Source organism: Citrobacter sp. ANG330 (genome assembly GCF_047467925.1).
Lineage (GTDB): Bacteria > Pseudomonadota > Gammaproteobacteria > Enterobacterales > Enterobacteriaceae > Citrobacter_A > Citrobacter_A amalonaticus_G.
The window spans coordinates 275,687-300,475 of record NZ_JASJUI010000003.1; the positions used below are offsets into that span (position 1 = coordinate 275,687).

Below are 24,789 nucleotides of genomic sequence, written 5' to 3' on the forward strand. Positions count from 1 at the left end.
GCGAGGATCACCCCTGCTCACCCATCATCTCTTTGACCAGCTCAACGCAGCGCAGGAAACGGCCATCGTAATCCGCCTCTTCAACATGCACGAAGTCGATATTGTTTTCGCGCAACATCTCCACCAGCAGCGTCTGAAATTCTTTGCGATCCACTGAGCTACCAAGGCTGCGCAGACCGTCCGCCACCCACGGCGTGTTATTTTCCAGCAAGATCACCAGGTCAAAGCGGTATTCATCGATCAACGCCTGCACAAACGGATGTTCTCGCCCTTCGTACTTTTTGCAAAAGGCCTGAGTCGTGACAAAGTCGGTGTCGACAAACGCCACTTTATTGGCGTACTTCACTGCAAAATCAATATACTGCGCATGACCGAGCGCGATTTTATCGTAGTCGGAATACTGCAGTGCCATCTCATCACCACCCAGATGAGAAAAGACATAATCCCGACCATATTCCCACGCACTGGTGGTATTGAAGATATTCGCCAGCTTATTGACCAGCGTCGACTTTCCGCTCGACTCGCCGCCCAGCACCGCCACGGTGCGCACGAAGAACGGTTTTACTTCCGTCGGAATATATTCCCAGTAGCGGAAGGGGTTTTCACGGATTTGCGCGCCGCTGATGCTCATAAAGGTCCGTTTCGGGTCGATGAGCACCGTTTCGATTCCCAAATGTTCCAGGTACTGCGGCGCATCGGCTTCCTCAGAGGTGTAGATCCAGTTTGGCGCAATCCCCTTCTCCGCCATGAACGTCTTTATGCCCTTGCTCCAGACGTCCCAGCCGTGGGGATACGGCTCCATCCCCTCTTCGTTGAAGGCATGAATGCGGATATTTTTCTGGTACTTGAACGTCTGCAACAGCCAGCGAAGGCGATCCGAAACCGTCGGTTGCTGGGACATGGCGCTGTCTTCAAACAGCGCGCGGTCACGCGTATCGTCATAGCCCATGATGATATGCAACTCGTCCACCTGGCTACAGGCGCGCTGAATCAGATAGATATGACCGGTGTGCAACGGATAAAATTTACCGAACACCACACCGATATTTTTCTGCTGGCGGGGAAACTCCAGCCCCAGAAAACGGTGCAACGCCTCCAGCTTTTGCGCGCTGGGGCTTTTGATCTTGGCATTGAGGAGCTGACTGAGATAGCCCTTGGTCATTCCACTGGCATCCGCCACTTGTTGCAGGGTACAGCCCTTTTGCTTGATCGCGGTTTTCAGATAATCAAATGACGACATGGGTAACCTCCGTTTCACTCATTATAAGTCGTCAAACACGTTTAACGCATCCGCCAGCTTCTTCACACCAAAAACCTGCATCCCTTCCGGCGTTTTTTTCGGCACGTTGGCCGCCGGAACAATCGCGCGACGGAAACCATGTTTTGCGGCCTCGGAAATACGCTCCTGACCACTCGGCACCGGGCGAATCTCGCCTGCCAGCCCGACCTCGCCAAACACCACCAGGTCCTGCGGCAGCGGTCTGTCGCGCAGACTGGAAACCATCGCCAGCAGCAGCGCCAGGTCCGCGCTGGTTTCCGTAACTTTCACGCCGCCGACCACGTTAACGAACACGTCCTGATCGGCCATTTGCAGACCGCCGTGACGGTGCAGCACCGCCAACAGAATCGCCAGACGGTTCTGCTCCAGCCCCACCGCGACGCGACGCGGGTTGGCCATCATCGAGTGATCGACCAGCGCCTGGATCTCCACCAGCAAGGGACGCGTGCCTTCCCAGACCACCATCACCGAACTGCCGGAGGTGACCTCATCGCCACGGCTCAGGAAGATTGCCGAAGGGTTGCTCACTTCGCGCAACCCCTGTTCGGTCATCGCGAAGACGCCCAGTTCATTCACTGCGCCAAAACGGTTTTTGTGGCTGCGCAGGGTGCGAAAACGGGAGTCAGCATCGCCATCCAGCAATACCGAACAGTCGATGCAGTGCTCAAGTACTTTGGGCCCGGCCAGCGAGCCGTCTTTGGTGACGTGACCTACCATCACAATCGCCACACCGCGCGTTTTGGCAAAGCGTGTCAGATAAGCCGCCGTTTCACGCACCTGCGCCACGCTGCCGGGTGATGACTGGATATCCGCCATGTGCATCACCTGAATGGAGTCGATCACCATCAGCTTCGGCTGCTCTTCTTCGGCGATCAGGCAAATCTGCTCAATGCTGGTTTCCGAAAGCATGTTGAGATTGTTGGTTGGCAGGCCAAGACGATGGGCGCGCATCGCCACCTGTTGCAGGGACTCTTCCCCGGTGACATACAGGGTTTTCATCTGCTCCGCGAGCTTGCACAGCGTCTGCAACAACAGCGTAGATTTGCCCGCGCCGGGGTTACCGCCGATCAGAATCGCGCTGCCGGGAACGACGCCGCCGCCCAGCACGCGGTCAAACTCTTTAAAACCGGTGGAAAAACGCGGCAGCTCTTCCAGGCTGATATCCGAAAGCTTCTGAACTTTTGCAACGCCAGCGCTCCCGGCATAACCACTCAGTCGCTCATTACGCGCCACCGTCGGCGATGCAGCCAGGCGCACCTCTGTGATGGTGTTCCACGCATGACAGGCGCTGCATTGCCCCTGCCAGCGCGGATAATCCGCCCCGCATTCATTACACACAAAGGCGCGTTTTGGAGCTTTTGCCACGGTTTACCTCGTTATCTCTGTACCGCCTGTGTGCCGGATGGCGGCTGCGCCTTATCCGGCCTACACCTTAAAATACCAGCCGGTATCTCAATTATTTCTGGTTCATGCTGCCTGAGAGAATGCAGAACACCCCCATCAGGTCAGCGTGACGGATAGTAATCTCCGTCTTTTCATTCACTTTCGGTTTGGCATGGTACGCAATCCCCAGCCCCGCCGTTTTGATCATCGGCAGATCGTTGGCGCCATCGCCAATCGCCACCGTCTGCGCGACAGGAATTTCATACTCCTGCGCCAGTCGGGTCAGCGTTTTGGCCTTATACTGTGCATCGACGATATCGCCAATCACGTTGCCGGTAAACTTGCCGTCCATGATCTCCAGTTCGTTCGCCACTGCCGCCGTTAGCCGCAGTTTCTCACGCAGATACTCGGCAAAGAAGGTAAAGCCGCCGGAGGCGATCGCCACCTTCCAGCCCAGCGTTTCCAGCTTCAGCACCAGTTGCGTCAGGCCAGGCATCAGCGGCAGGCTTTCCCGCACCTGATGCAGAATATTGGCATCCGCACCTTTCAGCGTCGCCACACGACTGCGCAGGCTGGCGGTGAAGTCGAGTTCGCCGCGCATTGCGCGTTCGGTCACTTCCGCCACCATGTCGCCGGTCCCGGCCAGTTTGGCGATCTCATCAATGCATTCGATCTGAATGGCGGTGGAATCCATATCCATCACCAGCAGGCCGGGCGTGCGCAGATGCGGAATTTTCCCCAGCGGCGCGACGTCCAGTTGCGCATCATGCGCCAGCTTGGTTGCGCGTGGCGTCAGTGAACCCGCGAGACGAATCACCTGATAGTCTTCAACACACCAGGCCGCGACAATCACCATCGCCGCCCCCAGTTTACTCTGATACTGGGTCAGGCGTTGTTTATCCAGCCCGCGTCCATACAGCAACCAGCCGCTACGTCCTGCGTGATAATCCAGTGGCATCACCTCGTCACCACTTAAAGAGAGGGGCAAACCTGGCCATAAAGAGACATCTTCAGGCAAATCGCACCAGGTAATGTTAGGCATTAAAGCTCCTGTAAAATCGTTCGGGCCGGGAAGGTTCACGGGGAAAATAACGCATGAGGCTACCCTGTAACCATCGCTTCTGGCAACATTAAGCCTCAAATTTTCAGCAGGTGGAATATGGCTCGCGCAAAACTGAAATTCCGACTTCATCGTGCAGTGATTGTATTGTTCTGTCTCGCACTGCTTGTCGCGCTCATGCAGGGCGCCTCCTGGTTCAGTCAAAACCACCAGCGACAGCGTAATCCGCAGCTTGAAGAGCTGGCTCGCACGCTGGCGCATCAGGTCACGCTGAACATCGCGCCGCTGATGCGTACCGAAACACCTGACGAAAAACGCATCAAAACCATTTTGCAGGCGTTAACGAAGGAAAGCCGTATTCTTGACGCCGGTGTCTATGATGAGCAGGGCGACATGATTGCCCGCGCAGGCGAAAGTGTAAATGTCCGCGACCGTCTGGCGCTGGACGGTAAAAAAGCGGGCGGCTATTTCAACCAGCAGATTGTCGAACCCATTCAGGGGAAAAATGGTCCGCTGGGCTATCTGCGCCTGACGCTGGATACGCATACTTTAGCCACCGAAGCGAAACAGGTGGACAACACCACCAACATTTTACGCCTGATGCTGCTGCTCTCACTGGCCATTGGCGTGGTGCTGACCCGCACCCTGCTGCAGGGTAAACGTACCCGCTGGCAACAATCGCCCTTCCTGCTCACCGCCAACAAGTCGGTGCCAGAAGAGGAAGAGAGCGAGAAAAAAGAGTAACTCATTACAGGAAAGGAAAACTGACATGTCGACGCTTCGCCTGCTTATTTCTGACTCTTATGACCCCTGGTTTAACCTGGCGGTCGAAGAGTGTATTTTCCGTCAGATGCCCGCCACCCAGCGCGTTCTGTTTTTATGGCGCAATGCCGATACGGTCGTTATTGGGCGTGCGCAAAACCCGTGGAAAGAGTGTAATACCCGGCGAATGGAAGAGGACAACGTGCGCCTGGCGCGTCGCAGCAGCGGAGGCGGCGCGGTGTTCCACGATCTCGGCAATACCTGTTTCACCTTTATGGCCGGGAAGCCGGAATACGATAAGACGATTTCAACCTCCATTGTCCTGAATGCGCTCAATGCGCTGGGTGTGACGGCAGACGCTTCCGGGCGCAACGATCTGGTGGTGAAAACGCCAGACGGCGACAGGAAGGTCTCCGGCTCTGCCTATCGCGAAACCAAAGATCGCGGTTTTCATCACGGCACATTGCTGCTGAACGCCGATCTCAGCCGACTGGCAAACTACCTGAATCCGGATAAAAAGAAGCTGGCAGCCAAAGGCATTACCTCCGTACGCTCGCGCGTGGCGAATCTCACCGAACTGTTGCCGGGCATCACCCATGACCAGGTGTGTGCGGCGGTGACCGAGGCCTTTTTTGCCCACTATGGCGAACGCGTTGACGCGGAGGTGATCTCCCCTGACAACACCCCCGATCTGCCAAACTTCGCCGAAACCTTCGCCCGTCAGAGCAGTTGGGAGTGGAATTTCGGCCAGGCGCCGGCCTTCTCGCATCTGCTGGATGAACGTTTTACCTGGGGGGGCGTCGAACTGCACTTTGATGTTGAGAAAGGGCATATCACCCGTGCGCAGGTCTTTACCGACAGCCTTAATCCGGCACCGTTAGAAGCACTGGCCGTACGTCTTCAGGGCTGCCTTTATCGTGCCGTCGTCGTACAGCAGGAGTGCGAATCTTTGATAAGGGATTTTCCGGAGCAGGAGAAAGAGTTGCGGGAATTATCGGCGTGGATTGCGCAGGCGGTGCGCTGATAAAAAGCCCGCTGACGCTACGCTCAGCGGGCCTGTAAAACCGTAGGCCGGGTCAGGCTAAGCCGCTCCCCGGCACACCAGGTCTTACGCTTTATCGCCCAGCAGAACGGATTCCAGCGCGATTTTGATCATGTCGTTGAACGTGGTTTGACGCTCAGCAGCCGTCGTCTGCTCGTGAGTACGGATGTGGTCAGACACGGTGCAGATGGTCAGCGCTTTCGCCCCAAACTCTGCTGCCACACCGTAAATACCCGCCGCTTCCATTTCTACGCCCAGGATGCCGTACTTTTCCATCACGTCGAACATTTCGCCGTCCGGAGAGTAGAACAGATCCGCAGAGAACAGGTTGCCAACGCGCGCGTCCACGCCCAGCGCTTTCGCCGCGTCAACCGCGTCACGTACCATGCCGAAATCTGCAATCGCAGCGAAATCATGGTCTTTGAAACGAATGCGGTTCACTTTGGAATCGGTGCAGGCGCCCATACCAATTACCACGTCACGCAGTTTTACGTCCGGACGCACAGCACCACAGGAGCCGACGCGAATGATTTTTTTCACGCCGAAATCGGTGATCAGCTCTTTGGTGTAGATGGAGCAGGACGGGATCCCCATACCGTGACCCATCACGGAGATCTTACGGCCTTTGTAAGTCCCGGTGAAACCCAACATGCCGCGAACGTTGTTTACTTCGCGCACATCTTCAAGAAAAGTTTCAGCAATGTGCTTTGCACGCAGCGGGTCGCCCGGCATCAATACGACGTCAGCGAAATCACCCATTTCTGCATTAATGTGAGGAGTTGCCATCTTCAGTTCCTTTTGCATTGTTGTTTTTGCCGGGTGGCGGCGGTGCTTTACCCGGCCTACAAACGGTGTGTCGTAGGCCGGATAAGGGTAGCGTCATCCGGCAATTGCATTACAGCATGTTTTTACCGTATTCCATCGGCGACGTGCCAAAATACGACGCGAGAGTCTGACCAATATCCGCAAAGGTTTCGCGGTGGCCTAACGATCCTGGTTTCACTTTAGGCCCGTACACCAGCACCGGAATGTGTTCACGGGTGTGATCCGTACCGGTCCAGCTCGGGTCGCAGCCGTGGTCAGCGGTCAGGATCAGAATGTCATCCTCGCCCACCAGTTCCATCAGCTCCGGCAGACGGCGGTCGAACAGTTCCAGACCAGCCGCATAACCGGCGATATCACGACGGTGCCCCCATGAAGAGTCGAAATCCACGAAGTTGGTGAAGACAATCGTCTTATCGCCGGCTTCTTTCATCTCTTTAATGGTGGCGTCAAACAGCGCGTCCAGCCCCGTGGCTTTCACTTTTTTGGTGATGCCGCAGTTGGCGTAGATGTCCGCGATTTTACCCACGGACACCACATGGCCGCCCTTCTCATCGACCAGTTTCTGCAACACGGTCGGCGCTGGCGGTTCAACAGCCAGATCGTGACGGTTGCCGGTACGCTGGAAGTTACCCGCTTTATCGCCAATAAACGGACGCGCGATAACGCGGCCGATGTTGTAACCCCCTTCGGTCAGCTCTTCACGGGCGATCTCGCACAGCTCGTAGAGTTTATCCAGACCAAACGTCTCTTCGTGGCAGGCAATCTGGAATACGGAGTCAGCGGAGGTATAGAAAATCGGTTTACCGGTTTTCATGTGCTCTTCACCCAACTGATCCAGAATCACCGTACCGGAAGAGTGGCAGTTACCGAGGTAACCCGGCAGGTTTGCGCGTTTCACCAGCTTATCCAGCAGTTCCTGCGGGAAGCTGTTTTCGTGGTCGCTGAAATAGCCCCAGTCGAACAGAACCGGCACACCGGCGATTTCCCAGTGACCCGACGGCGTATCTTTACCGGAAGAGAGCTCATGCGCCCAGGCCCAGGCGCCAATCACTTGTGCGTTAGCGTCCATACCGGCTGCGATTTTGCCGGTGGAGCCTTCGTGCGCTTTCACCAGCCCCAGACGGGTGAGGTTTGGCAGATTCAGTGGGCCTTTACGACCATTGTCAGCTTCGCCTTTGGCACAGGCTTCAGCGATGTGCCCCATGGTGTCGGAACCGACGTCGCCAAAGCGATCTGCGTCTTCCGTTGCACCAATACCAAAGGAGTCCAGCACCATAATAAATGCACGTTTCATCTTGTTCTCCATTCATCTGCGCTGCAAAAAAGCGATCAGATCAGTATATAGCTATTCGGTGATTCGACGATAGACCGTTGGTGTGCTTTCAGGCGCTTTATCGTCAAGGATAATTGCCGCTTTGACAGCTTTCGCCGCCTCCTGCCAACTGGCTTCATCTTTCGCGTGGATTACCGCCAGCGGCTGCTTGCCGTCTACGCTGTCACCAAGACGCGCCATATCGGTAAAGCCGACGCTGTAATCAATGGTATCCGACGCCTGGCGACGACCGCCGCCCATCGACACCACCGCCATGCCCAGCGCACGGGTATCCATCGCGCTGACGAACCCTTCGCTATCAGCATAAACCGCTTTACTGAGCATTGCCGTCGGCAGGTATTTCGCGTAGTTCTCTACAAAGTCGGTCGGACCTTTCTGGGCGGCAACCATACGTCCAAAGACCTCAGCCGCTTTACCGTTATCCAGTACCGCCTGCAGTTTTGCACGCGCGTCAGCGTCGTCTTTCGCCAGGTTGCCGGAGATCAGCATTTCAACACACAGCGCCATCGTTACGTCGAACAGACGTGGGTTGCGGTATTCGCCGGTCAGGAACTGCACCGCTTCGCGCACTTCCACGGCGTTACCGGCGCTTGACGCCAGCACCTGATTCATATCAGTCAACAGTGCGGTGGTGCGTACGCCAGCACCGTTCGCCACGCCCACAATGGCTTCCGCCAGCGCTTCAGAAAGCTCATAGGTTGGCATAAACGCGCCGCTGCCGACTTTCACGTCCATAACCAGCGCATCCAGCCCTTCCGCCAGTTTTTTCGCCAGAATGGAGCCAGTGATAAGCGGAATGGAATCCACCGTCGCGGTGATGTCGCGGGTGGCATAAAAACGTTTGTCCGCCGGTGCGAGCGAGCTGGTTTGCCCGATGATCGCCACACCCACGTCCTTAATGATTTCACGGAAACGGTTGTCGTCCGGGAAGATATCGAACCCCGGAATTGCTTCAAGCTTATCGAGCGTACCACCGGTATGCCCCAGTCCGCGTCCCGAGATCATCGGGATGTAGCCGCCACAGGCAGCGACCATTGGGCCAAGCATCAGCGACGTCACATCGCCCACGCCGCCAGTGGAGTGTTTATCGACGATAGGGCCGTTCAGATTCAGACTTTTCCAGTCCAGTACGGTTCCTGAATCCCGCATTGCCATGGTCAGCGAAACGCGTTCTGGCATCGTCATATCGTGGAAGAAAATGGTCATCGCCAGGGCGGCGATTTGCCCTTCAGAGACAGTGTTGTCACGAATTCCGTTGATAAAGAAACGAATTTCTTCATCGCTCAGCGCATGACCATCACGTTTTTTACGAATAATTTCTTGTGCGAGAAACACGGTAACCCCCTGAGGGAAAAGGAAGAAGGTCAGTCGCAGGCCGGATAAGCTGCGCGCCATCCGGCGCTACAGGAAAAATGCCGGATGGCGGCAAAAACCTTATCCGGCCTACAGGTTAATCAAAAGTCATTAGTAGCTGCTTGCGCTCTTACCGTCGCCGTGCCCCAGCGCCTTCAGCAGGCTTGCCAGCAGGCTGGATGCCCCAAAACGGTAATGACGAGAATCCGCCCAGTCCGCGCCGAACAGTTCGTCAGCGATAGCGAGGAACTGCTGAGCATCTTCGGCGGTACGCACGCCGCCCGCCGGTTTGAAGCCCACGGTTTTCGATACGCCCATGTCACGAATCACTTCCATCATGATGCGCGCGCTTTCCGGCGTGGCGTTCACCGGTACTTTACCGGTTGAGGTTTTAATGAAATCCGCCCCGGCTTTGATAGAGATTTCAGAAGCTTTACGAATAAGCTGCTCTTCTTTCAGTTCGCCGGTTTCGATGATCACTTTCAGCAGCACGTTTGCCGCCGCGCACGCGTCTTTACAGGCTTTCACCAGGTCGAAACCGACCTGTTCGTTACCGGCCATCAGCGCACGGTACGGGAAGACCACGTCCACTTCGTCCGCCCCGTAGGCAATTGCCGCACGGGTTTCCGCCAGCGCGATCTCAATATCGTCGTTACCGTGCGGGAAGTTGGTCACCGTTGCAATACGGATGTCCGGTGTGCCCTGCTCTTTCAGCGTTTTACGCGCAATCGGGATAAAACGAGGATAGATGCAGACTGCTGCGGTGTTGCCAACCGGGGTTTTCGCCTGATGACACAGCGCGATCACTTTTTCATTGGTGTCGTCGTCATTCAGGGTGGTCAGGTCCATCAGTTTCAGTGCGCGCAGGCTGCTTGCAGTTAAATCGCTCATAACATTCTCCAACGGCATCGCCGTATTAAATTCTCACCTTGCGAGTCTGTTAGTATTCTAACATCGACTCACCATTACACTTCGATATACATCACAGTTAATGAAAACTACGTACAAATTTGCATTACTGTAATGAGATTAACTTCAAATAATCGCCCTTTTCTGCCGATTTCTTCTCCACTCAGGCGCATCAGGATCAAAGTGCCAACAGCGCATCTTTCTACAATGGCATCATGATTTTCGGCCGATAAAGGAATCCCGATGCCTACGCCCCATGAAACCGCGCTGCAACAACGTTGCCAGCAAATCGTCACCAGCTCACTCCTCAGTCCGGAGCAGAAACGCCATTTTCTGGCGCTGGAAGCAGAAAACAACCTGCCTTACCCTGCGCTACCCGCCGGGGCGCGCCAGGCGCTGGACGACGGGGTTATCTGCGATATGTTCGAAGGTCACGCGCCGTATAAACCGCGCTACGTGCTTCCTGATTACGCGCGTTTTCTGGCTAACGGTTCAGCCTGGCTGGAACTGGAAGGGGCAAAAGATCTGGATGACGCGCTGTCCCTGTTGACTATCCTGTACCATCACGTGCCTTCCGTCACATCGATGCCGGTTTACCTGGGGCAACTGGATACGCTGCTGCAACCATATGTGAAAATTCTAACACAAGAAGCGATCGATATTCGAATAAAACGTTTCTGGCGTTATCTCGACAGAACGCTGCCTGACGCTTTTATGCATGCCAACATTGGCCCCGCCGATACTCCCATCACCCGGGCTATTTTACGTGCCGATGCAGAATTAAAGCAGGTTGCGCCTAACCTAACCTTTATTTATGACCCGGAAATCACGCCCGACGATCTGCTACTGGACGTGGCGAAAAACATTTGTGAATGCAGCAAGCCGCATATTTCTAACGGCCCTGTAAATGATAAAATTTTCACAAAAGGTCGCTATGGCATCGTCAGTTGTTACAACTCTCTGCCGCTCGCCGGCGGCGGCAGCACGCTGGTTCGCCTCAATCTGAAAGCTATTGCCGAGCGCAGCACCTCTGTCTATGACTTCTTTAACCGCACCCTGCCGTACTACTGCCAGCAGCAAATCGCCATCATCGATGCGCGATGTGAGTTCCTCTATGAGAAATCACATTTCTTTGAGAATAGCTTCCTGGTGCAGGAAGGTCTGATCGATCCACAGCGTTTTGTGCCAATGTTCGGTATGTATGGTCTGGCGGAAGCCGTCAATCTGCTGTGTGAAAAGGCCGGAATGAATGCACGCTACGGTAAAGAGGAGACGGCAAACGATCTGGGGTATCGCATCAGCGCCCAGTTGGCTGATTTTGTTGAAAACACCCCAGTGAAATACGGCTGGAAAAACCGCGCCATGCTACACGCCCAGTCGGGAATCAGTTCGGATACCGGCACCACCCCAGGCGCACGTTTGCCCTATGGCGATGAACCGGATCCGATCACCCATCTGCAAGCCGTCGCCCCCCATCACGCCTATTATCAGTCTGGAATCAGTGACATTCTGACGCTCGATGAAACCATCAAGCGTAACCCGCAGGCGCTGGTGCAACTCTGTCTGGGCGCGTTCAAAGCGGGAATGCGCGAGTTTACCGCTAACGTCAGCGGTAACGATCTGGTCCGCGTCACGGGATACATGGTGCGCCTGTCGGATCTGGAAAAATATCGTGCTGAAGGCTCACGAACCAATACCACCTGGCTGGGTGAAGAGGCCGCGCGAAATACGCATATTCTGGAACGTCAACCTCGTGTCGTCAGTCATGAACAGCAGATGCGCTTTCGTTAGTCAGGTTATTCCTTTCTCCTGCGTGGACGGGCCGGGCAGTCGTCTGGCCCTGTTTCTGCAAGGGTGCAATCTGCGCTGTAAGAATTGCCACAACCCGTGGACGATGGGACGCTGCAATCACTGTGGCGAATGCGTCCCGCAGTGCCCGCATCAGGCGTTGAGTTTCAGTGCAGGGAAAGTTATCTGGCAGGCTGACGTATGCGAGCAGTGCGATACCTGTTTGCAGATGTGCTCGCAGCAGGCAACGCCGATGTCGCAAACAATGAGCGTGGAAGAGGTGTTGCGTCAGCTCCGCAAAGCCTCGCTGTTTATTGAAGGAATCACCGTCAGCGGCGGCGAAGCCACCACGCAGTTGCCTTTCATTGTGGACTTATTTACGGCTATTAAGGCCGATGCGCAGCTTCAGTCGCTCACCTGCCTGGTCGATAGTAATGGCCTGTTGAGCGAAACCGGCTGGGAAAAGTTGCTGCCGGTTTGCGATGGTGTGATGCTTGATCTCAAAGCCTGGGACAGTACGTGCCATATAGCGCTCACCGGACGGGATAATGAGCAAATCAAACGCAGTATTACGCTGCTGTCACAGCGGGGAAAACTGACGGAACTGAGGTTGCTGGTGATCCCCGGGCAGGTGGATTATCTGCAACACATTGATGCGCTGGCGACGTTCATCAGGCAACTGGGCGATGTTCCGGTGCGACTGAACGCCTTTCACGCCCACGGCGCTTACGGCGAAGCAAGAAGCTGGCCTGGCGCGACGCCGGAGGATGTGGCGCAACTGGCCAATGCGTTACAAGAACGCGGTGTGAATCGTCTTATTTTCCCGGCGTTATACCTTTAGCCGCCCAGATTGAACAGCGTCGTCGAATTCCGGTACAGCGCGTCAGCAATCCGCTCCGCGGGTTCCGGGCGTAATTCGCATAACGCTTCGAACACTCTTGCCGCCTGCTCCGGGCGGTTTGGCTGCCCCTGAAAACCATTGAGCGGCATATCCGGCGCGTCTGTCTCCAGCAGCAATGCCTCCAGCGGCAGTTGCGCTATCACATCGCGGGTTTTGCGGGCGCGCGGGTAGGTGATCGTGCCACCGACGCCGATTTTGTATCCCAGTTGTACAAAGCGTTCGGCCTGTTGCAGGCTGCCAGCAAATCCATGAACCACGCCGGTACGCGGCAAATCATGACGTTTAAGATGCATCGCCAGCTTGTCGTGTGTGCGCCGGGAATGGAGAATCACCGGGAGCTCGAACCGTTTTGCCAGCGTCAATTGCGCTTGCAGAAACCGCTCCTGCTTAGCAAATTGCGGATCGTCGCGATACAGATCCAGGCCTACTTCACCAATAGCGACCACCTTTGCCGGACGCTGTTCCAGCGCCTGTCGCAGCCGTTCGAGATGATCTTCCGTATGCTGTTCAATCACAATTGGATGTAAACCGAGCGCGGCATAGAGAGGCGAAAAGCGTTCCGCCAACGCCAGCACGCGGGCAAAGTTTGCCGCTTCCGTTGCCGGAATCACGATTTTCTCCACGCCTGCCGCGCCTGCCTGTTGCAGACTGTCTGCTTCCTCCCCGATAAAAGGTGGAAAATCAAAGTGACAGTGGGTGTCGATAAAGCGAAAACTCACGCCAGATCCTCATTACTGAATGTCGTATCGTTAGCCTGCGGTGCATCACTTACCGCCGCCACATGGACATCGTTGGCGACCGGTGCCGGAGGAACCACCACCGGCGTCGGGGTGACGATCTGTGGCAGGTGTCGCAGTAACGGCGGTTCCGCCGCCAGCAGTTTTCCCACGGTCGCCAGGAAGTAACGCCCGCACAGCCGGCCAATTTTATAGTCTTCGCGCAGCGCTGGAATGCGGCTTCCCAGCGCCATACTTTTCAGCGGCTTCGGCGGGTAGATCTCAAAGATCCTTAGCTTGCCCGGCGGTTTTTCAATAAAGCGCTGAATTTCCGTATAGCTGGTCTCATGGTGTTGAACCAGATTGACCAGCGACTGCAGGCTACTTTCACTCAACCAGCGCTCCATTCGTTTAAACCACTGCGGGGTGTAGTACATTTGCGAAGGCACAGTACGGATGACCACCAGCGTTTTCGCCCCCTGCTTCACGGCTTCACGAACCGGGATCGCATCACTGATGCCGCCGTCGAGGTAATTAATCCCCTCCAGCGACACACCGCTACGATAAAAGCCAGGAATTGCGCTGGTCGCCCGGATCAAATCAAGCCAGTTTTGCTTCGTCGGCGAGAAATAGCCCGGCGTATAATCATCGCCCCGACAGGCGCACATGTAGAAATTTTTACCCGTCTCGAACAGGTGGGCGGCGGTGTCCATTTGCAGTGGCATCTGGCTGGCCGTCGCTTCCACCAGCCAGTCGAGGTCGATCAGATTCCCACCGCGCACAAAGCGTACCGGATCAAAGAATTCACGTTTGGTGGTATAGCGCATGATAACTTTGCGCCCATAACCTGGCTGGTTGCACAGATAGGCTGAGAGATTTTGTGCGCCCGCAGAAGTACCGTAGTAGAGATCGAAGGGATTAAACTGCGCACGCATGAATTCATCCAGCACACCGGCCGTAAAGATCCCTCGCTGTCCACCGCCTTCACAGACGAGTGCCAGACGACCAGGTTTGAACGTTCTTAATGCTAGCGGCGCAATATTGCCGAGCGTAACGGGTATACGCTGCCCCACCTCTGCCTTCCTGTTTTTATTCTGTGATGTGCCAAAGTAACGCAAATTCGCGACGGCTAAAACAGAAAAAGCCAGTCCAATGGACTGGCTTGGTAGCGATATAGCGTTACAGATTACACGCTAGGGTCGTTTACGGCCCATAAACAGGCTGACCAGGAACAGAATGATCCCGACGACGAAGACAATTTTCGCCGCGCCCGCAGCAGTACCAGCCAGTCCACCAAATCCCAGTGCGGCGGCAATTAACGCGATAACCAGAAATATAATGCCCCAACGAAACATAAGCTTCTCCTTTACCATAGTTAATGTCGACCGCTTGTTATGAGCGCTCAGGCTACTCATTCGCGATATTTTTAGTGTGGTGCACATTACGCCCCCCGACAAATGTCAGGGGGTGGAATACAAAGAATTACTGAGCTTTCAGGTCGTTTTTGACGCTTTTCACACCATCAACCGCTTTTGCGATACTTTCAGCGCGTTCAATTTGCGCCTGTGAATCGACGGTGCCGGAAAGCTGGACCACACCATCGGTCGTTTCAACTTTCACTTTTCGGGACGGGACGATGTCATCTGCCAGCAGTTTTGCTTTCACTTCGCTGGTCGTGGCGGTGTCACCGGCATATCCTTTCACGGAGCTTTCTTTGCTGTCACGAACGTGAAGTTTGTCGCTAACGGACGTGACGCCTTCAACACCTTTCGCGACTTTTACCGCTTCTTCCGCCTGCGCCTGGCTCTCAACGAAGCCACTCAGCGTCACCACTTTCTGTTCGGTTTTAACGGAAATATCGGTGCTCTTAATGCTTTCATGATCCACCAGTGCCGCTTTTACCTTTGCAGTAATGGCGCTGTCATCCATGAAATTACCGACTTTATTCATAGAGCTATCGACTTTTTGCCCTGCACTTTCAGTACCGGACTGCGCTTTATCCGTCGTTGCGTTTTCTGCATAGGCAGAACCCGTAGCAACAGCAGAGGTCAACATCACGGCCAGCAGAGTTTTAGAAATCTTAAGTCTTGTCATAGTCATCGATTTAGTCCTGTTTGGTTTGCTCGTAATTTGAGCTCAGGCAACCCAGGGTTGCATTGCTGAATGGGGTGAGACACTCACCCAGTTCAGAAGTCAATGGCAGCGGTCACAATCACAAGCGTGATGATGATGCTCTTGCCGCAGCCCTTCCGAGTCAGTTATTAATATGGCGACTACAATAAACATCAGCGTTAAGTACTTAAATTCACGCATTGAACGGTATTTAAAGCCGACATTTATGTCATCACTTTGTTAAATATAGATCACAATTTCGAAATCGCTCGTCGGGTTGCGCAAAAAACAGGCAGTCATAAGCAAAACAGAGGGATTTAAGAACATTCCGCAAGGGGCTAAAAAGGCAGGAAAAGTCGCAGAGCGCAGCGGATGCCGCGCTCTGCAGGGCGATTAGTGTTCGCGGGTTTTGCGGAACTGAACGTCAGGGTAACGTTCTTGCGTCAGGTTGAGGTTCACCATCGTCGGCGCGATGTAGGTCAGGTTATCACCGCCATCGAGCGCCAGTTGAACTTCGTTCTTACGCTTAAACTCTTCGAATTTCTTCGCGTCAGCGCATTCCACCCAACGCGCTGTCGCCACGTTGACGGACTCATAAATAGCCTCAACGTTGTACTCACTCTTCAGGCGGGCAACGACCACGTCGAACTGCAGCACACCAACCGCGCCCACAATCAGATCGTTGTTGGCAATCGGACGGAACACCTGTACCGCACCTTCTTCGGAAAGCTGTACCAGACCTTTCAGCAACTGCTTCTGCTTCAGCGGATCTTTCAGACGAATGCGGCGGAACAGTTCAGGCGCAAAGTTCGGGATGCCGGTGAACTTCATCATTTCACCCTGAGTAAAGGTGTCGCCAATCTGGATAGTGCCGTGGTTGTGCAAACCGAGGATATCGCCCGGGTAAGCTTCTTCGACATGCGAACGGTCACCGGCCATAAAGGTCAGTGCGTCAGAGATCACCACGTCTTTACCGATACGGACCTGACGCATCTTCATGCCTTTTTCGTACTTGCCGGAAACAACGCGCATGAATGCCACGCGGTCACGGTGTTTCGGGTCCATGTTGGCCTGAATTTTAAAGACGAAGCCGGTGAACTTCTCTTCTTCCGCTTCCACCACGCGCGTATCGGTTTTGCGCGGCATTGGCGCTGGCGCCCACTCCACCAGACCATCCAGCATATGGTCAACGCCGAAGTTACCCAGCGCGGTACCAAAGAAGACCGGGGTGATTTCACCCGCCAGGAACAGCTCTTTATCAAACTCGTTAGAGGCGCCCTTCACCAGTTCCAGCTCGTCGCGCAATTGTTGCGCCAGATCGTCGCCCACGGCCGCGTCGAGATCCGGGTTATCCAGCCCTTTTACAATGCGCACTTCCTGGATGGTATGGCCTTTACCGGTCTGATACAGATAGGTTTCATCTTTATAAAGATGGTAAACGCCTTTGAACAGCTTCCCGCAGCCAATCGGCCAGGTAATCGGCGCACAGCCAATTTTCAGCTCGTTCTCGACTTCGTCCAGTAATTCCATCGGGTCCCGGATATCGCGGTCGAGTTTGTTCATAAAAGTGAGGATCGGCGTATCACGAAGACGGGTGACTTCCATCAGCTTACGGGTACGATCCTCGACGCCTTTTGCGGCGTCGATCACCATCAGACAGCAGTCAACCGCCGTCAGGGTACGATAGGTATCTTCGGAGAAGTCTTCGTGCCCGGGGGTGTCGAGTAGGTTAACCAGGCAGTTGTGATACGGAAATTGCATCACGGAGGTGGTAATGGAGATCCCACGCTGCTTTTCCATTTCCATCCAGTCCGATTTCGCATGCTGACTGGAACCACGGCCTTTTACCGTACCGGCAGTCTGGATCGCCTGTCCGAACAATAACACCTTCTCAGTGATGGTGGTTTTACCCGCATCCGGGTGAGAAATAATGGCAAAAGTGCGGCGCTTGGCCACCTCCTGCAAATAAGGAGACAACGTCATAGTTCATTCTTCTTGAGTAAACGCGGCATCGCACCGCGCATGTTGAATACGAAAAATTGCGGCTATTTTACCCATCAGCGGGGGGGAGGCAATCAGTGTTTACACAGGAGTTGCTCCAGTTCGGCTAATGACGATACGGTCCAGGTCGGCTCGATGCCTTCCGGCTGCTCGTGATGATGGGCATTCAGCCAGCAGGTGGACAGCCCGGCGTTGATGCCGCCGAGAATATCGGACGCAGCGGTATCACCGACCATCAGTACGCGAGAACGATCGGGATTGCCCGCCTGCGCAAGCGCGTAGTCAAAAATCTTCGGATCCGGCTTTGCCACGCCCACTTCTTCGGAAATGACCAGCAAATCAAAGTAGTCGCGAAGCCCCGTGCGTTCCAGACGGATTTGCTGCAACGAGGTGAAACCATTGGTAATGATGCCAATTTTAGCTTTGCCGCGAATCGCATTGAGCAGTGAAACCGCACCCGGCAACGGCGCGCAAATTTCGGCCATCGCATTCATAAAGGCATCGTTAAGCGAGCCCGGCTCAACCTTTAACCGTTCTGCCCAGTTCTGGAAACGGGCATGTTGAAGCTGTAATGAGGTGATCGCGCCGTTTTGGTAGTCCACCCACAGCGGTTTATTCACAGCCTGGTAGTCCTGAAAATCTTCAGCGGTAAAGGTGATGCTGTAGTCAAGAAACATCCGCTGTAAGCCAGTAAACGAGTCAAACGTGAACAGCGTTTCGTCGGCATCAAAGAAAATCCAGTCCCACTTCATCATTACACCTTCTTTTACATACTGATTGGCAGAGCCATTATGATGGCGTCCTCACGACCGTCAGCGGTCGGATAGTAATTGCGGCGAATCGTTGCCTCGTTGAAGCCTAAGCTTTCATACAGTGCGATGGCGGCAACGTTGGAGGCGCGAACCTCCAGCCACAGCGTCAGGACGCCGCGTTTTTCTAACTCATCAATGAGATGTTCAAGCAGCGCTTTCCCTAATCCCCGGCGCTGAAAGTCGGGATCAACGGCAATATTGAACAGCGTAGCTTCATCCAGCACCACCTGCGTAATCGCAAAGGCCGCCATTCTCCCGTCTACCGTGAATTGATAGTTCAGATAGCGTTCCCCCTGATTACTGGCGAAAGTCTGTTCGCTCCAGGGAAAAGCATGGGCGCGCTTTTCAATCTGAAAGGCGGCGGATAAATCACTCTGATTGAGGGAAGAAATCGTGTTCATGTGTGCAGATTTGTTGCCATAGTGCGGCGCGTGCCGTTGGGTTTACCCGTAATTCATCAAATTCAGGCGTGGCAATCTGCGCGCCTTCCAGCGTCAGCGGCGCGTCAGTGCCCAGCCGCCAACTGTTGCAGCTACTGCCCTCTGGCAGCATCGCAACGCGTTCTGGCGTCACCTGTAAAACCTGATCGGGACTGAGGGTTAATGCGCGCAGAATATCGCTGACCAGAGGTTCGGTCAGCGGCGGCAGTGTTTCGCCTACCATTACCAGACGGACATGTGCGGGAATGGAAATTGCTACCTCTCCCTGCAACGCGCCGGGGCGACGCAGCGACCACTGGGTAATGCCCAGTTGCTGTAACTGCCAGTCTCGTCGGGTTGTCATAGCGAATCGCTCCTGTATTCAGGGGCGCAAATATAGCAAATTAGTCGAATAGACGCCATCAAACGTCTATAATCGCCCGCTGTATGAATTAAGGAGTTTTCCATGTCTGCTTTTACCCCGGCAAGTGAAGTCTTGCTGCGCCACAGTGATGATTTCGAACAAAGCCGTATTCTGTTTGCCGGAGACTTGCAGGATGACCTGCCCGCACGCTTTGAAAGCGCTGACCGCCGCGTGCATACCCAACAATTCCACCACTGGCAGGTGCTGAGCCGCCAGATGGGCGACAACGCACGCTTCAGCCTTGTCGCACAAGCGCAAGACGTGGCTGACTGCGACACCTTTATCTACTACTGGCCGAAAAACAAACCAGAAGCCCAGTTCCAGTTGATGAACATTCTGTCGCTGCTTCCCGTGGGAACCGACATTTTCGTGGTCGGTGAAAACCGCAGTGGCGTACGGAGCGCCGAGCAAATGCTGGCGGAATACGCCCCGCTGAATAAAATCGACAGCGCACGTCGTTGCGGCCTGTATCACGGTCGTCTGGAAATGCAGCCGACGTTTGATGCCGATAAATTTTGGGGCGAGTACAACGTTGACAGGCTGACGATCAAAACCTTACCGGGCGTCTTCAGCCGCGATGGTCTGGATGTCGGCAGCCAGTTGCTGCTTTCCACCCTGACGCCGCATACCAAAGGCAAAGTGCTGGACGTCGGCTGTGGCGCAGGCGTGCTTTCTGTCGCGCTGGCCAGCCATTCGCCGAAAGTGCGTTTGACGCTCTGCGACGTCGCCGCACCAGCGGTGGAAGCCAGCAGCGCAACGCTTGCGGCAAACGGTATTGAAGGTGAGGTTTTTGCCAGCAATGTCTTTTCTGACGTGACAGGCCGCTTTGACATGATCATCTCCAACCCACCGTTCCACGACGGGATGCAGACCAGCCTGGACGCCGCGCAAACTCTGATTCGCGGCGCGGTACGTCATCTTAACAGCGGCGGCGAATTGCGCATTGTCGCTAACGCCTTCCTGCCATATCCACAGGTGCTGGATGAGACGTTTGGTTTCCACGAGGTCATTGCCCAGACCGGGCGCTTCAAGGTTTATCGCACCATCATGACCCGCCAGGCCAAAAAAGCCTAATTGTTATAACGGCCATGTGAATGGCCGTTGAGAGGGATGACAAACCTCATCCCGATACCGGACAAGAAGAGATCACCTCACTATAAACAAGGAAAATCAACTCATTGATTTTCGGCTGATAACCACAAAGAAGGAAAAACGGCCATGTGAATGGCCGTTTTTGCAGCAATCATCGCCATCCCGCGTAATTAACTATTGACGAAAAGCTGAAAACCACTAGAATGCGCCTCCGTGGTAGCGATTCTTTTTAAGAATCGATGGTATGCGAAGGTGGCGGAATTGGTAGACGCGCTAGCTTCAGGTGTTAGTGTCCTTACGGACGTGGGGGTTCAAGTCCCCCCCCTCGCACCATAAACCACGTTGATATTGCTCGCACTGGGCGAAGGTGGCGGAATTGGTAGACGCGCTAGCTTCAGGTGTTAGTGTTCTTACGGACGTGGGGGTTCAAGTCCCCCCCCTCGCACCAACGAGGCGATATCAAAAAATAAGATGACTGTGCGAAGGTGGCGGAATTGGTAGACGCGCTAGCTTCAGGTGTTAGTGTCCTTACGGACGTGGGGGTTCAAGTCCCCCCCCTCGCACCAATTATCTTATCTTCCTCACCTGCGTATTTCCTGTTATTCATCCCTGATTCCCGTTCATCATCACCAGCATCATCCCGCCGATCAACACAACACATGATGGTAACAGCACAAAGTGCCGTAATTGTTTGTGATAGAGCATCGCTGGTGTCAACAACAAGCCGAATACAATAATGGTCTTCCATGCCCCGAGGGAAAGATCGGCAAACGCCAGCCCGGCAATCACGATCCCCGGCAGCAAGACTCCCCAGCCACTACCCAGCGCCCGTTGCAACATGGTTTCACCTCTCACATTGATAATGATAACCAATATCATATGATAAATTTTCTCATTTGTCAGCAACCCATACACCACTTACATGAGCTTTACTTAAGCAATGATGACACGAATTATTTAAGGTGATAAATTGCACAGCGGTAAACATAGAGACACAATAATCTGAACTTATGCGAGCACCTTCTCGCCCATTATTTGTGTGACCTGAACTGTGTAATTGTTAGATAAATAATGAAGTTAAGATATGACTGCACAATCCTTGCAAACTCTGCGCACAAAAAAATACCAACTCTCTCTGCGACTCTTTTTGTTTCTCAACGCTATTTCCGCGTTGTTTGCCGTAGCCTTTCCGATCTATCCCAATAAAACCCTCTCCACACCAGGAGTCCTCATCCTTGTGCTGAGTACTGCGTTACTGACATGGCATGTAAGGTATGCAAAGAAGCGGATTAATCTCCATGCCATCTCGATACTCTTTGGTGGGTTATGGGCAGCACACATTACGCTGAAATACCTGGCTCAGCAGAATCCTGATAATTCTTTTTTGCTGATTGCACTGTTGACGGTGTTATTTATAGGCTCTATTGCTTTTGCCAATAATATCATTGCATTTACCCTTCATTCGCTACCGTCCTTGTTGGCCTGCTTATGGTTAAACGGCAGCGAAAACGGTCTGCGGCTACTTTTTTTTATGGCTCTGCCCATGGTCGGTATCGCAATCCAGCATGTGATTCAAAAACGTTACGATGATTTCGCCCAACAATTAATGTTCAAATTACTCGCCGAAAAAGAGACGCTGACGGACCTCAGCATGCTTGATCCATTAACGGGCTTGTACAATCGACGCGGGCTCCAGCATAAGCTGAAAGCCGTGCTGGAACTGGACACGCATGAGCATTACGTTTTACTGATCGACATCGACCACTTTAAAGCCTACAACGATCACTACGGGCATATGATGGGCGATCAGGCGCTGATCCGCGTATCCGCCGCGATCCGCAATGCCGTGCGTTCACGCGATGTTGTCGCCCGTTTTGGCGGTGAAGAGTTTATGGTGTTACTGACGGCGAGTGACCCGCAGGCAGCCCGTACGGCGGCTGAACGCATCCGACAGAACGTTTACGATCTTAAAATTCCCCATATATTCAATGAAAGTGTCGCGACTCATGTCACGATCAGTATCGGTATTGCACCTCTGGAGGGAAGAGATGTGGAAGCGGCGATTCTTCATGCCGATCAGGCGCTCTATAAAGCGAAGGATCAGGGTCGCAACCATATTTTAGTCAGTGGTGATCCGGGTATCGCCTGACAAACCACGGCGCATTCGTGCGCCGTTCAATGCCAGACAAACAAAGATCTTGCTATCGGTTATGTCTATCGCTAGGATTGGAAATCATTATCATTTAGATTTCTATCCAGATTATGGCCTACCGTTCCGCACCGATCATTGACGATGTCATCTGGCGAGGGCCTCTCCAGCCGCAGATGCCCTCGCTGGCTGAGGCCGTGCGCGCAACCCTGGCTCAGACGCGTGAGCATCTGCTGGATTTCATCCGTCTGGATGAACCAGCTCCGCAGAGCGCGATGACACTGGCGCAATGGCGTCGTCCCAGTGAACTCAAGTCTTTGCTGGCAATTTACTCCGATCATATTTATCGCAACCACCCTACACAACCGCGCGAAAATAAACCGCTAATCTCGCTATGGGCGCAGTGGTATATCGGTTTGATGGTGCCCCCGTTGATGCTTGCTCTGCTCACGCAGGAGGCGGCAATGGATGTCTCACCTGAACATGTTCACGTTGAGTTTCACGAAACGGGACGTGCCGCCTGCTTCTGGATTGACGTCCACCAGGATCTACTGACGACAACACAATCACCGCAGGCGCGCATGGAAACACTGGTTAAGCAGGCACTGATGCCAGTCATTCAGGTGCTTGAAGCGACCGGCGAGATCAACGGTAAACTTATCTGGAGCAATACCGGCTATCTGATTAACTGGTATCTCACCGAGATGAAACCGCTGCTGGGGGAAGAGTTGTTGAATACGCTACGCCAGGTCTGCTTCTTTGAAAAGCAGTTGTCCTGTGGTGCTGACAACCCGCTCTGGCGCACCGTCGTCCCTCGAGAAGGGATTCTGGTGCGCAGAACATGCTGTCAGCGCTATCGCCTGCCAGACGTTCAGCAATGTGGTGACTGTACGCTGAAGTAATCTGGGGGAACGCCCCCCAGAAGATTACAACGCAATCTGTTCGTTTTCCGCGTCTGAACGCTGTGCCTCTTCAGCCTCTTGTTCCAGCAACTGCTTCTCGTACACTTTAAAGAACGGGAAGTAGATGACCGCTGAAACCATAGCCAGAAGAACCACCAGAATCGCCGCGCGATAATCCCAGCCTAATGCCCACGCCGCACCGACCGGCGCTGGCGCGGTCCACGGCACCACTGAAATCACGCGACCAATCAGATCCAGTTTCATCGCCGCCCAGGCCAACACAGCATTCACCATCGGTGCCAGCAGAAAAGGAATAAAGAACACCGGGTTCATGACAATGGGCGTACCGAAAATCACTGGCTCGTTAATGTTGAAAATACTGGGTACTACGCTCAGCCGGCCTATTGAGCGCAGATGCACGGAACGACTGCGCAGATAGCAAATCACGAGCCCCATCGTCGCACCCGACCCACCGATCACGATGAAGAATGTCCAGAATGCCTCCATGAAAATATGCGGTAATGGTGCCCCTTGCGCCAGCGCTGTCTGATTCATGCCAAGGTTGGTCAGCCAGAACATTTGCAGCATTCCGGAAACGATCGCCGCACCGTGGATACCTGCAAACCACAACAGATGGCCAATCAGTACCGCCAGTAAAATCGCTGGCAGAGAGTCGGCAGCCGACACCAATGGTTTAAAGATGGACATAATGGCTTGCGGGATGAGCATATCGAACTGTGCCTGAATCAACAGACTGAGCGGATACAACGTCAGTACCACAACCAGCACCGGGATCAGCAGATCGAATGAGTTTTTAATCATCGGCGGTACCTGTTCAGGTAACCGTATGCCAATGTTATGCGCCTTCAGAAAGCGCATCATCTCTACGCAGTAAATCGCCACCAGTATCGCCGTAAAAATCCCGGTTCCGCCGAGGCTATCTACGGGTAACGTGCCTTTTGTTTTAGGCGCCGCCACCAGTAAAAAAGCCATGATCGATAACATAGCGCACATGAAAGGATCCAACTGATGCGATTTCGCGTAATGTTTTCCGAGGTTATAGGCGATGGCTGCACAAATGTAGATCGACATGATCCCCATGGTCATATCAAAAGGGGTGAGGATCTGCCCTTCAAATTGCTTCGCCAGATCCAGCCAGGCCCGGGCAAATCCCCAGGTAGTATCCGGCGAAAATGGAGGATAGGCAAAAACCAGCAGAAAAGATCCGACAATCATAAAAGGCATGGCAGAGATAAAGCCATCACGAATAGCCATAACATGACGCTGTGAAGAAATGCGCCCGGCAATCGGACTCACATAGTTTTCAACAAACCGGAAAATCACATTAAAGACTGCATGGTTGGTAGATTTCATAAGTGGCTCTTTTTATGTGATACAGAGGAAGTGACAGCTCCAGTATTAATCGCTCTTTCACAGACTGCAACCGGTTACGGTAACCGGTTTCCGTGATTGTGAAGAGGATCGAAAAATCGCCCATGTTGCTGGTTTGTTACATTAAAATATTTA

At 53.9% G+C, this 24,789-nt stretch carries 24 protein-coding genes and 3 tRNA genes; 10 read left to right on the forward strand and 17 right to left on the reverse strand.

Annotated elements, in window-relative coordinates; all coding sequences use genetic code 11:
* Positions 1 to 7: 7 nt before the first annotated feature.
* The 3 genes from nadR to serB form a co-directional block, all read right to left on the reverse strand.
* Positions 8 to 1,240 carry a multifunctional transcriptional regulator/nicotinamide-nucleotide adenylyltransferase/ribosylnicotinamide kinase NadR gene (nadR, locus tag QNN88_RS09610; RefSeq protein WP_414240018.1) on the reverse strand — a complete coding sequence of 411 codons (1,233 nt, stop codon included), beginning with the start codon at positions 1,238 to 1,240 and terminating at the stop codon, positions 8 to 10.
* 21 nt (positions 1,241 to 1,261) lie between these two features.
* Entirely contained in the window at positions 1,262 to 2,644 is a 1,383-nt protein-coding gene (radA, locus tag QNN88_RS09615; protein ID WP_042999346.1) for a DNA repair protein RadA, read from the reverse strand.
* A 91-nt stretch (positions 2,645 to 2,735) separates the two neighbouring features.
* A complete protein-coding gene (gene serB, locus QNN88_RS09620; RefSeq protein WP_414240019.1) occupies positions 2,736 to 3,704 on the reverse strand; it encodes a phosphoserine phosphatase in 969 nt (322 codons plus the stop codon).
* 117 nt (positions 3,705 to 3,821) lie between these two features.
* Here serB and QNN88_RS09625 point away from each other — a divergent pair, with 117 nt between their 5' ends.
* Together QNN88_RS09625 and lplA are read left to right on the forward strand one after the other, a co-directional pair.
* Positions 3,822 to 4,466: a YtjB family periplasmic protein gene (locus QNN88_RS09625; RefSeq protein ID WP_414240020.1), complete on the forward strand. Its 645-nt coding sequence runs from the start codon at positions 3,822 to 3,824 to the stop codon at positions 4,464 to 4,466.
* 25 nt (positions 4,467 to 4,491) lie between these two features.
* Positions 4,492 to 5,508: a lipoate--protein ligase LplA gene (gene lplA, locus QNN88_RS09630; RefSeq protein WP_414240021.1), complete on the forward strand. Its 1,017-nt coding sequence runs from the start codon at positions 4,492 to 4,494 to the stop codon at positions 5,506 to 5,508.
* An 84-nt stretch (positions 5,509 to 5,592) separates the two neighbouring features.
* Here the strand turns inward: lplA and deoD are convergent, their stop codons facing one another.
* The 4 genes from deoD to deoC all read right to left on the reverse strand — a co-directional run bounded on the left by deoD (position 5,593) and on the right by deoC (position 9,928).
* A complete protein-coding gene (gene deoD / locus QNN88_RS09635) occupies positions 5,593 to 6,312 on the reverse strand; it encodes a purine-nucleoside phosphorylase (protein ID WP_042999343.1) in 720 nt (239 codons plus the stop codon).
* A 109-nt stretch (positions 6,313 to 6,421) separates the two neighbouring features.
* Positions 6,422 to 7,645, reverse strand: coding sequence for a phosphopentomutase (deoB, locus tag QNN88_RS09640; RefSeq protein ID WP_414240022.1), 1,224 nt, complete (start codon positions 7,643 to 7,645; stop codon positions 6,422 to 6,424).
* 51 nt (positions 7,646 to 7,696) lie between these two features.
* On the reverse strand, positions 7,697 to 9,019 hold the full coding sequence (gene deoA / locus QNN88_RS09645; protein ID WP_414240231.1) for a thymidine phosphorylase: 1,323 nt from the start codon (positions 9,017 to 9,019) through the stop codon (positions 7,697 to 7,699).
* A 129-nt stretch (positions 9,020 to 9,148) separates the two neighbouring features.
* Positions 9,149 to 9,928: a deoxyribose-phosphate aldolase gene (gene deoC / locus QNN88_RS09650; RefSeq protein WP_044253966.1), complete on the reverse strand. Its 780-nt coding sequence runs from the start codon at positions 9,926 to 9,928 to the stop codon at positions 9,149 to 9,151.
* Between the two features lie 261 nt (positions 9,929 to 10,189).
* Between deoC and QNN88_RS09655 the strand changes: the two genes are divergently transcribed.
* The gene (locus QNN88_RS09655; RefSeq protein ID WP_414240023.1) at positions 10,190 to 11,737 is read left to right on the forward strand and encodes a YjjI family glycine radical enzyme; all 1,548 of its coding nucleotides are present in this window, start codon (positions 10,190 to 10,192) and stop codon (positions 11,735 to 11,737) included.
* Positions 11,712 to 12,575 (forward strand): YjjW family glycine radical enzyme activase, encoded by an 864-nt coding sequence (locus QNN88_RS09660; protein ID WP_414240024.1) that lies wholly within the window; start codon positions 11,712 to 11,714, stop codon positions 12,573 to 12,575. Before QNN88_RS09655 ends, QNN88_RS09660 begins: the two co-directional genes overlap by 26 nt.
* Here QNN88_RS09660 and QNN88_RS09665 read toward each other — a convergent pair.
* The 8 genes from QNN88_RS09665 to QNN88_RS09700 form a co-directional block, all read right to left on the reverse strand.
* Positions 12,572 to 13,354, reverse strand: coding sequence for a metal-dependent hydrolase (locus tag QNN88_RS09665; RefSeq protein ID WP_414240025.1), 783 nt, complete (start codon positions 13,352 to 13,354; stop codon positions 12,572 to 12,574). The genes QNN88_RS09660 and QNN88_RS09665 overlap by 4 nt on opposite strands.
* Positions 13,351 to 14,424 (reverse strand): patatin-like phospholipase family protein, encoded by a 1,074-nt coding sequence (locus QNN88_RS09670; protein WP_414240026.1) that lies wholly within the window; start codon positions 14,422 to 14,424, stop codon positions 13,351 to 13,353. Before QNN88_RS09670 ends, QNN88_RS09665 begins: the two co-directional genes overlap by 4 nt.
* A gap of 120 nt (positions 14,425 to 14,544) precedes the next feature.
* Positions 14,545 to 14,706, reverse strand: coding sequence for a DUF1328 domain-containing protein (locus tag QNN88_RS09675; RefSeq protein ID WP_000490275.1), 162 nt, complete (start codon positions 14,704 to 14,706; stop codon positions 14,545 to 14,547).
* A 127-nt stretch (positions 14,707 to 14,833) separates the two neighbouring features.
* A complete protein-coding gene (gene osmY, locus QNN88_RS09680; RefSeq protein ID WP_414240027.1) occupies positions 14,834 to 15,451 on the reverse strand; it encodes a molecular chaperone OsmY in 618 nt (205 codons plus the stop codon).
* A 405-nt stretch (positions 15,452 to 15,856) separates the two neighbouring features.
* The gene (gene prfC / locus QNN88_RS09685) at positions 15,857 to 17,446 is read right to left on the reverse strand and encodes a peptide chain release factor 3 (RefSeq protein ID WP_061075300.1); all 1,590 of its coding nucleotides are present in this window, start codon (positions 17,444 to 17,446) and stop codon (positions 15,857 to 15,859) included.
* A 92-nt stretch (positions 17,447 to 17,538) separates the two neighbouring features.
* Positions 17,539 to 18,216: a pyrimidine 5'-nucleotidase gene (gene yjjG, locus QNN88_RS09690; protein WP_414240232.1), complete on the reverse strand. Its 678-nt coding sequence runs from the start codon at positions 18,214 to 18,216 to the stop codon at positions 17,539 to 17,541.
* A 14-nt stretch (positions 18,217 to 18,230) separates the two neighbouring features.
* A complete protein-coding gene (gene rimI / locus QNN88_RS09695; protein WP_414240028.1) occupies positions 18,231 to 18,677 on the reverse strand; it encodes a ribosomal protein S18-alanine N-acetyltransferase in 447 nt (148 codons plus the stop codon).
* Complete coding sequence (locus QNN88_RS09700; protein WP_414240029.1) at positions 18,646 to 19,059, reverse strand: DNA polymerase III subunit psi; 414 nt, start codon at positions 19,057 to 19,059, stop codon at positions 18,646 to 18,648. The genes rimI and QNN88_RS09700 overlap by 32 nt, the downstream gene beginning before the upstream one ends.
* A gap of 102 nt (positions 19,060 to 19,161) precedes the next feature.
* Between QNN88_RS09700 and rsmC the strand changes: the two genes are divergently transcribed.
* The 4 genes from rsmC (at position 19,162) to QNN88_RS09720 (ending at position 20,777) form a co-directional block, all read left to right on the forward strand.
* Positions 19,162 to 20,193 carry a 16S rRNA (guanine(1207)-N(2))-methyltransferase RsmC gene (gene rsmC, locus QNN88_RS09705; protein WP_414240030.1) on the forward strand — a complete coding sequence of 344 codons (1,032 nt, stop codon included), beginning with the start codon at positions 19,162 to 19,164 and terminating at the stop codon, positions 20,191 to 20,193.
* Positions 20,194 to 20,457: 264 nt separating this feature from the next.
* Positions 20,458 to 20,544, forward strand: a tRNA-Leu gene (locus QNN88_RS09710).
* 28 nt (positions 20,545 to 20,572) lie between these two features.
* Positions 20,573 to 20,659: transfer RNA gene (locus tag QNN88_RS09715), tRNA-Leu, on the forward strand.
* A gap of 31 nt (positions 20,660 to 20,690) precedes the next feature.
* Positions 20,691 to 20,777: transfer RNA gene (locus QNN88_RS09720), tRNA-Leu, on the forward strand.
* A gap of 37 nt (positions 20,778 to 20,814) precedes the next feature.
* Here the strand turns inward: QNN88_RS09720 and QNN88_RS09725 are convergent.
* Entirely contained in the window at positions 20,815 to 21,051 is a 237-nt protein-coding gene (locus QNN88_RS09725; protein ID WP_414240031.1) for a DUF1435 domain-containing protein, read from the reverse strand.
* 244 nt (positions 21,052 to 21,295) lie between these two features.
* Between QNN88_RS09725 and QNN88_RS09730 the strand changes: the two genes are divergently transcribed.
* Both QNN88_RS09730 and fhuF read left to right on the forward strand, forming a co-directional pair.
* Positions 21,296 to 22,360 (forward strand): diguanylate cyclase, encoded by a 1,065-nt coding sequence (locus QNN88_RS09730; protein WP_414240032.1) that lies wholly within the window; start codon positions 21,296 to 21,298, stop codon positions 22,358 to 22,360.
* Between the two features lie 113 nt (positions 22,361 to 22,473).
* Complete coding sequence (gene fhuF, locus QNN88_RS09735) at positions 22,474 to 23,262, forward strand: siderophore-iron reductase FhuF (protein ID WP_414240033.1); 789 nt, start codon at positions 22,474 to 22,476, stop codon at positions 23,260 to 23,262.
* 24 nt (positions 23,263 to 23,286) lie between these two features.
* Here the strand turns inward: fhuF and QNN88_RS09740 are convergent, their stop codons facing one another.
* A complete protein-coding gene (locus tag QNN88_RS09740) occupies positions 23,287 to 24,636 on the reverse strand; it encodes a PTS sugar transporter subunit IIC (protein WP_414240034.1) in 1,350 nt (449 codons plus the stop codon).
* Between the last annotated feature and the right edge of the window lie 153 nt (positions 24,637 to 24,789).